Below are 7,460 nucleotides of genomic sequence, written 5' to 3' on the forward strand. Positions count from 1 at the left end.
CGGCTGGACGATCTGGTCGGGCCCTATCTCGAGCGCCGGGCGCAAGGGTCGCCGCACCCGGTGATCGACTTCTTGTTCACCTACTACGGGCACAAACCCGCCCAGTTGCGGCGCTGGCATCCGGGATTCGGCATCGGCCTGGCGGATGCCGCCGAGTACGCAGGCGCCCGTGGATATCACCGTGCCGACGAATCGACCACCGGGGGTCCGGACGCGCGGAGCGTCTACACGGCCGATCCCGCTTACCTGGTCAAACGCCGGGACACCCTCGCTTTCGTCGCGAACCTGTTGCGCGCCACCGCTTCCCGGCCCGCCCAGTTGTCCTGCTTCGGCCTGCACGAATGGGCGATGGTGTATCGCACCGACGATATCCGTCACCAGAAGGTGCCACTGCGGCTCGGGCGAGCGGGCACCGACGCGGTGGTCGACTCGATGTCGCTGCGGTGCACGCATTTCGACGCCTATCGCTTCTTCACCCCCGACGCCGTGGGCCGCAATGCCGAGCCACTCACCCGCGACGACCAGCTCCACCGCGAACAACCGGGCTGTCTGCACGCGAACATGGACTTGTACAAATGGGGTTTCAAGCTGGTTCCGCTGATCTCCTCGGAGTTGCTACTGGACTGCTTCGAGTTGGCCCGTACCGCACGCGAACTCGACATGCGCGCCAGCCCCTACGACCTGTCCGGGTTCGGCTACGAACCGGTGCGCATCGAGACGCCCGCCGGGCGAGCCGAGTACGTCCGCGCCCAGTCCGGGCTGGCGGAACGCGCCGCCGAACTGCGACGAACCTTTCTCGGCCTCTGCGACCAACTGCTGGCATCGGACGAGCACGCGGAACCCGCCCAGCACTGACACCGCCGTAACGGAAAACTTCGCAAATCCGTGCGGAATTCGATGAAACGGTCCCCGAAGTTTCCGCCGATTACTACCATTCAGTCAGTTCAGCGGTGACTGTCCCAGTCACCCTGGGTAGCCACGCTCGACGACGAAGTTGGGGGGTCGCGACGATGCGCCCACTGGCCAGGCTGTGCCGTGCCAAACCGCTCGCTCTGCTCACCATCGGCATGGTCACGGCCGTGCTGCTGCCCGCGAGCGCCTCGGCCGATCCGCCATCGAATGTCCGGAACGCCGTTCAGGAATTCCTCGACGTCGGGCGCACTTCGGTGCCCCGGGCCGACTGCGGACCGGGAGCCGCACCCGAGAACGGTCTGCAAGGCGATGTCACCGCCGCCGACCGCGACAGTGGGCGCAGCACGCAGGGCTACCGGTGCAACATCTCCTTCGTCGGCGGTTACGCGGGCCGTGGCGCGGGCATCACCTCCACCAGCTTCGAGCACTGCGCCTATCTGGGCTCGTTCTTTCCCGGCGATCTGATCAGCGAGGCGCGCGGCGTCCAGGTGTTGGACGTGTCCGATCCGGCGCATCCGCGCCCGACCATGACGCTGACCGAGCCGGCTATGCTCGCGGGCACCTGGGAAAGCCTCAAGGTCAACACCGAGCGCAAGCTGCTGGTCGGCACGGGTGTCCCGGTCGGCGAGGGCGTGGGCTACCTTTCGGTCTACGACATCTCCGATTGCGCGCATCCGCGACTGCTCAATCCCGGCCCGGGGACGAATCTGCTGATGCCGCTGCCGATCACCACGCATGAGGGCGGCTTCTCCCCGGACGGCAACACGTACTGGGCCTCCGGAATCGCGCCCGGATTCGTCAGCGCCGTCGACCTGTCCGACCCGGCCCACCCACGCGTGGTCTGGCAGGGGCTGACCGGCATCGAGGCGCACGGCTTCGGCATCAGCCCCGACGGCAGCCGGATGTACATCTCCGCACTCGGCGGCTTCACCGTCCTCGACATCAGCGCGGTGCAGCGCCGCGACCCGAACCCGCAGGTGCACCACCTCGGCCGGGTGTTCTGGACGGACGGTTGGGCGACCCAGCACAGTGTCCCGGTCAGTTACGACGGCAAGCCCTACCTCTACACCGTCGACGAGGGCGGCTCCGGCGGAGTCAAACTCATCGACATCTCCGATGAGACCGCGCCGAAGGTGGCCGGCAAGATCAAGCTCGAGATCAATCTGCCTCAGCACCTCGACAGCAATATCGGCTCCTCCATGGGCGGGTCCGCCTTCGCCTACGAATCGCACTACTGCGCCGCGGATCGGCAGGCGAATCCGACCGCCCTGGCCTGCGGGTGGATCTCCTCGGGCATCCGGGTCTTCGACATCCGCGATCCCTACGCCATCCGCGAGATCGCCTACTACAATCCGCCCGCCCGCACCGGGCAGAACCTGAGCTTGTGGAACTCGCCGCACGCGCTCGCCTCGATCATCGGCGTTCCGCTGATGAGCGCGCCCTCCGCGCTGCGCGCCGTCCTGGAGGGAGAGTTCAACCCGCTGGATGCCACTACCCCGCGCACCGGCCGGCTCGCCTTCGGCGACGTGTCCACCGACTGGTGTCTCTCGCCGCCGGAATGGCGCGGCTCGCAACTCTACGTCGCATGCTCGGACAACGGATTCATGGTGCTGCAGCTGGACGACGGTGTCTATTCGCCACCGGCGGACCAGCACTCGGTCGTCGGGTCATAACGATGCGGCACTGGACGCGCGCCGCGGCCCTGGCTTCGGCGGCCTTCGCGCTGCTCGTGCTGGGCGCCGGGCTGCGTCCCGCGATCTTTCCGGAAAGCCGTTCCGCCACAGCGGTTCTCACCGAGGTGGAGGTCGGCTTTGTCCAGGACATGACCACCCATCACCAGCAAGCGCTGCTCATGGTGCAGCGGCTGGATCGCTCGGTCGATCCGGCGATCTCCCGGTTGGCCGAGCAGATCGACCGCACCCAGCGCATGGAGATCGGCACCATGCTCGGCTGGCTGCGCCTGGCCGACGCGGCCCCCAGCTCGGCGCACCCGATGGCATGGATGCACAGCGCGGACGCGTCAGCGCATCGGCATGCAGCAGCGCGGACCGCCTCCACCCCGCTGATGCCCGGGATGGCGAGCGCAGCGGAACTGGACACTTTGGCGACGGCGCGTGGTCACGACGCGGAAATCTTGTTCCTGCAACTGATGCTTCGCCACCATCAGGGGGGCATCGCGATGGCCGAGGCCGCCGACGGCCTGCTGCGCTCCGGAGCGGTCAAGGAGATCGCGCGGTCCATGATGCACGGGCAGGGTCGGGAAGCGGGGGCGATGGGCATGCTGCTCACCCAGCGGGGGGCCACTCCACTGCCGTGACCATCGGTCACGATGCCACATGCAATCCGAAGCCGGTCGCTCCCCGTGTCTCCCGCCCCGGCTCGAGGCGCAGGCTCCGGTCGTAGTCGCCCCCGGCTTGCGAGCGGTACCGAATCGGCTCCAGCCGCGCCAGCTCCGACATCCGCCGCCGTAGGTCCCGCACGACGTCACCGAAGCCTGCGGAGTCGAGCCGAATGGCGTCGTGCACCAGGAACGGCGGCAGCACGTCCATACCGGTGTAGTACAGGATGCCGTGGTGGATCGGGAACAGCAGATCCTCGGCCGGGCCGTTGATCCCGCGATCGGAGTACGACGGCTGCTTGCCCCCGACCGCGACCACGAGCATCGCACGCCGGCCCGCCAGGACGCCCGCCCCGTACCTGGGCACCGCCTTGCCACCGGCTCCGTAAGCGAAACCGCAGGTGAGAACCCGGTCCACCCAGCCCTTCATGATCGCGGGCATACCGAACCACCAGAGCGGGAAATGCAGGACGACGGCGTCGGCCCACAGCAGTTTCTCCTGCTCGGCGCGGATGTCGGGGCTCAGTGTGCCGTCGCGGTAGGCCACGCCCGAGGCCAGCATGAAGTTGGGCTCCTCGACCGCACCGAAATCGTCGGTGTCGGCGGCGGCCTTCCAGCCCATCGCGTAGAGGTCGGTGATCCGCACCTCGTGCCCGTCGGCTCGTAATTGCCGCACGGCCACGTCTTTCAGTGCGCCGGTGAGTGAATCCGGCTTCGGGTGGGCGTACACGATCAGTACGTTCATTCCGGCTTTCGTCACATCCCGGCGCAACAGCGTCCGCAACGGCGGAATTCCGCCATCTCCTCGACCAGCGCGGACGTTCAGCGGCCCAGGCGTCGACGGCATCACGCCGCTGGACCGAGTGCGGGCCGAGACGGTCCGCGCGCAACCGGCGCTCGACGTGCTCGGTTCGGTGCTGCTCACCGGGCGCCCGCTGCGTTCGCTCGTCGGTGTGCCGAGCGGCCTACGTCGCCGTGCATAGCCGCATTCGCAGCGGGGCGATCGAGTCGGGCCGAGAGGCGTCCGGGTCGACGCCCGGCATGGAGCGCACCCGATGTCTTGCCGCGGAAGTCAGCGCTCCCGAGGACATCGAGCGACTACGCCCGGCCGATACCGCACAGGTCCGGCCGTGCGGGTGGGCGGCGGTCGACGACGTGGTGCCCTCGATCACGCGGCTCGCCGGTCCGGGCGGCCCGTGGATGACCAGCGGGATCATCGTCGTCGACGGCGGCAGGGCGGAGTGACAGGTCGCCCGGCGAAGGTCCGGCGGCGCCGCGGCGGTATGGTCGGTCGAGCCGGGTCATGGTAATCGGCCGGAAGAGGTTGAGCAGCAGATGACTCGGACGGATGCGTTCACGGTGCCGGGGCACGTGCGTGGTTATCCGGGAGTGGCGTTCGGCGGGTACGTGGCCGGCCTGCTCGCCGCAGCCAGCGGCGCCCCGCAGGTGCGTGTCGACTTCCGGCGCGGCGTTTCCGTGGATACTCCGGTAGTGCTGGCCGCCGACGGCTCGGGCGGCGCGTCACTCACCGATCAGGACGGCGCGGTGCTCGCCGAAGCGTCCGCGGCGATGCTCACGGTCACGCCACGGCCCGCACCTCCTTGGGCGGAAGCTCTGGCAGCGACTGCGACCGCCGATGTGCTGCGCAAGATGAGCCACTGCTATGGCTGCGGAGCCGCCTGCGCACCCGGCCGCGGCTTGCGCCTGTCGCCCTGGGCCATGTCCACCCACGACATGGTCGTCGCCGCCTGGACGCCCGATCCCCTGCTCGGCAGGCCCGACGGCTTCCTCGCCACGGAGAACGTCTGGGCCGCTCTGGATTGCCCCGGCGGCTGGGCCGCGATGGCTCTGCGTGATCTGCGCCCGGGCGCGGTCACCGCCGCTCTCACCGCCGCGCAGTTCGAACCGGTCCGCGCCGGTGACCCCTACCTGTCCTACGGCTGGCCGATCTCCGCGAACGGCCGCAAACACACAGTCGGCGTGGCATTGACCCGCCCCGACGGCACGCTCTGCGCCCTTGCCGAGGCCCTCTGGATCGAGCCCCGGCAGCCACTGCCGTTCGAATGGTGATCCCCCGCACCCGAAGCTGTCGGTGGCTATCGGTAACGTCCGCGCCATGCCCTCGTCGGTACACGAAGTCCTCATCGAATTGGTCCGCCGCAGACCAACTTTGGTCGCCGAACTGCTGACTTCCACGCTCGGACTATCACTTCCCGAGTTCGACCACGCCCGCGTGGACTCCGGCGACCTACCGGACATCGAACCGACCGAGTATCGTGCGGACCTGGTCGTCACTCTGACCGACGCCGACCTCCCGGTGCTCGGCATCGTCGTCGAAGTGCAGCTGCAGCGCGACGACGACAAGGCATGGAGCTGGCCGGTCTACCTGACGACGTTGCGAGCGCGCCTGCGCTGTCTCGTCCTGCTGGTCGTCGTGTGCCCGAACGAACGTGCCGCAGGGCACTGTCGCCGCCCGATCACCGTCGCACCCGGCTTCACCCTGTCGCCGATGGTCCTCAGCCCGGCCAACGTGCCGGTGGTCAGCGACACCCACACCGCGCTCGAGCGCCCCGACCTGGCCGCACTGTCCGCCATCGCCCACCGCAACGACCCCGAACGCGACTCGATTCTCACCGCCCTCGCCGCGACAGCACACGACTCCGCGGACGGCAAAAGGTACATTGACCTGGTACTGGCCGCACTGCCGAAAGCAGCGGCCCGGCACTTCCTGGAGATGCTGATGACGACCGACACGTCCCCGTACTACAGCCAGTACTTCAAGCAGCTGTACGCCGACGGCTTGGCCGAGGGCGAAGCCAAGGGCGAGGCCAAGGCGTTGCTCACCATGCTCGGTGCCCGCGGATTCGACGTCCCCGCAGTGCTCACCGCCGAGATCGAGGCTTGCACCGATCATGCGCGCCTCACAGGATGGATCACCCGTGCCGCTACGGCGAGCGCGCTCGACGAGGTCTTCGGCAGTCAGGAGTAGACCGCCGAAGCAGGTGGCGAACCGGACTCGATCAGCTGACACCGGGCTGATCGAGCCAGTCGCGCACTACGCCGTCACCGCCCGCACTCTCGGGGCGATCGTCGGCGAGCGGACTCAGTGAGTGTCGACGAAGCGGTACCACTGGTGGTCGAAAGCGGAGTATTCGATGCCGTTGGTGGCGGGCGGGCCGAGGTGGGGTGGAGTGGCGGGGTCGCGGAAGAAGGCGAAGCCTTCCGAATTCGCGTCGCCCGCCTGGGTGTAGAACAGGCAGCCGCCGTCACGGGGCGTGACGAAGGTGATGGTGTAGACGCCGAGTCGGGCGCGGTGGCCGGGGTGGGCGCAGTCGACGGCTTGGTCTTCGAGGATGCCGCGGGACAGCCGCCAGCCGGTGTCCTCCGGGACGTCGTAGAGCGTCAGCGCCACCAGGACGCCGATCAGCACGGGTGAGGCGAGGCTGTGGAAGAAGGCCCGGTAGCGCAGCAGGCCGAGCAGTCCGAACAGGACGGCGATCCCGCCGAGCACGCCGAGGACCACCCACAGCACGACCAGGGTCGGGAACGTGCCCTCCGCGGCGAGTTGCCAGAACAACGCCGCGCAGCAGAGGGCGACCAGGGCGGTCAGCAGCCCCATCCACAGTACGAACCAACGAGGAATACGCGACCGTGTGCGCACGGACTCTGCGGAGTTCACGTGTTCAAGATACGAGGGGCATGAGCTTCGCGCGCGGGATCGGTGCCGAAATCGCCCGGCCCTCTGGCGGTCACCGCGACTCGGAGGCCGCGACGAGCACGGTGGAAAGCGCCGCGGCACCGGTGCACATCCAATTCCGAAAGCCGCGCGCGAGAGTCCCCGCGGTCTACTGCGGCGATGTCCATCGAATTCGGCATCCGATGGTCCGCCGGGCCGGGGTCCCCGGTGTGAAAACAAACATTCCGGAACGTTTTTCGATTCCGGCCGGAACCGGAAAATCCCCCGGCCAGTAATACCTGACCAGGGGATTCGCTACTCGAAACAGATCGTGCACCGCACGCTCACAGCGGCGGGAAGCCCGCCGATCCGGTGGCCATCCAATTCCAGAACATCGCCGCGCGATTGGCGAGCAATGCCACGATGTCGAGCACAACGCTTCCCATGAATCTTCCTCACAAATCGAACGATCTCGTGCGGCACCCAGGGTAACGGACCGATAAACGGGAGTCGAAACTCCGACCGCCGCTGAAG

The 7,460-nt window shown here is 68.1% G+C and carries 8 protein-coding genes; 6 read left to right on the forward strand and 2 right to left on the reverse strand.

Features of this window, described 5'->3' with window-relative positions:
• The 3 genes from ACFU5M_RS33595 to ACFU5M_RS33605 all read left to right on the forward strand — a co-directional run.
• Positions 1-855 (forward strand): 3-methyladenine DNA glycosylase (locus tag ACFU5M_RS33595; RefSeq protein WP_379055497.1); only part of this gene is annotated, 855 nt, incomplete at its 5' end.
• 155 nt (positions 856-1,010) lie between these two features.
• Positions 1,011-2,585 (forward strand): LVIVD repeat-containing protein, encoded by a 1,575-nt coding sequence (locus ACFU5M_RS33600; protein WP_379055511.1) that lies wholly within the window; start codon positions 1,011-1,013, stop codon positions 2,583-2,585.
• A gap of 2 nt (positions 2,586-2,587) precedes the next feature.
• Positions 2,588-3,229 carry a DUF305 domain-containing protein gene (locus tag ACFU5M_RS33605; protein ID WP_379055499.1) on the forward strand — a complete coding sequence of 214 codons (642 nt, stop codon included), beginning with the start codon at positions 2,588-2,590 and terminating at the stop codon, positions 3,227-3,229.
• Between the two features lie 7 nt (positions 3,230-3,236).
• Here ACFU5M_RS33605 and ACFU5M_RS33610 read toward each other — a convergent pair whose 3' ends face one another.
• A complete protein-coding gene (locus tag ACFU5M_RS33610) occupies positions 3,237-3,995 on the reverse strand; it encodes an NAD(P)H-dependent oxidoreductase (RefSeq protein ID WP_379055501.1) in 759 nt (252 codons plus the stop codon).
• Positions 3,996-4,291: 296 nt separating this feature from the next.
• Between ACFU5M_RS33610 and ACFU5M_RS33615 the strand changes: the two genes are divergently transcribed.
• From ACFU5M_RS33615 to ACFU5M_RS33625, 3 genes are all read left to right on the forward strand, one after another.
• On the forward strand, positions 4,292-4,495 hold the full coding sequence (locus tag ACFU5M_RS33615; RefSeq protein ID WP_379055503.1) for a hypothetical protein: 204 nt from the start codon (positions 4,292-4,294) through the stop codon (positions 4,493-4,495).
• Positions 4,496-4,585: 90 nt separating this feature from the next.
• A complete protein-coding gene (locus ACFU5M_RS33620) occupies positions 4,586-5,320 on the forward strand; it encodes a PaaI family thioesterase (protein ID WP_379055505.1) in 735 nt (244 codons plus the stop codon).
• Between the two features lie 46 nt (positions 5,321-5,366).
• Positions 5,367-6,239: a hypothetical protein gene (locus ACFU5M_RS33625; RefSeq protein WP_379055507.1), complete on the forward strand. Its 873-nt coding sequence runs from the start codon at positions 5,367-5,369 to the stop codon at positions 6,237-6,239.
• 114 nt (positions 6,240-6,353) lie between these two features.
• On the opposite strand, the gene ACFU5M_RS33630 is transcribed toward ACFU5M_RS33625, so the two are convergent.
• A complete protein-coding gene (locus ACFU5M_RS33630; RefSeq protein WP_379055509.1) occupies positions 6,354-6,929 on the reverse strand; it encodes a hypothetical protein in 576 nt (191 codons plus the stop codon).
• Positions 6,930-7,460: the final 531 nt, after the last annotated feature.

Origin of the sequence: Nocardia sp. NPDC057455 (genome assembly GCF_042802775.1) — a bacterium.
Classification (GTDB): Bacteria; Actinomycetota; Actinomycetes; order Mycobacteriales; family Mycobacteriaceae; genus Nocardia.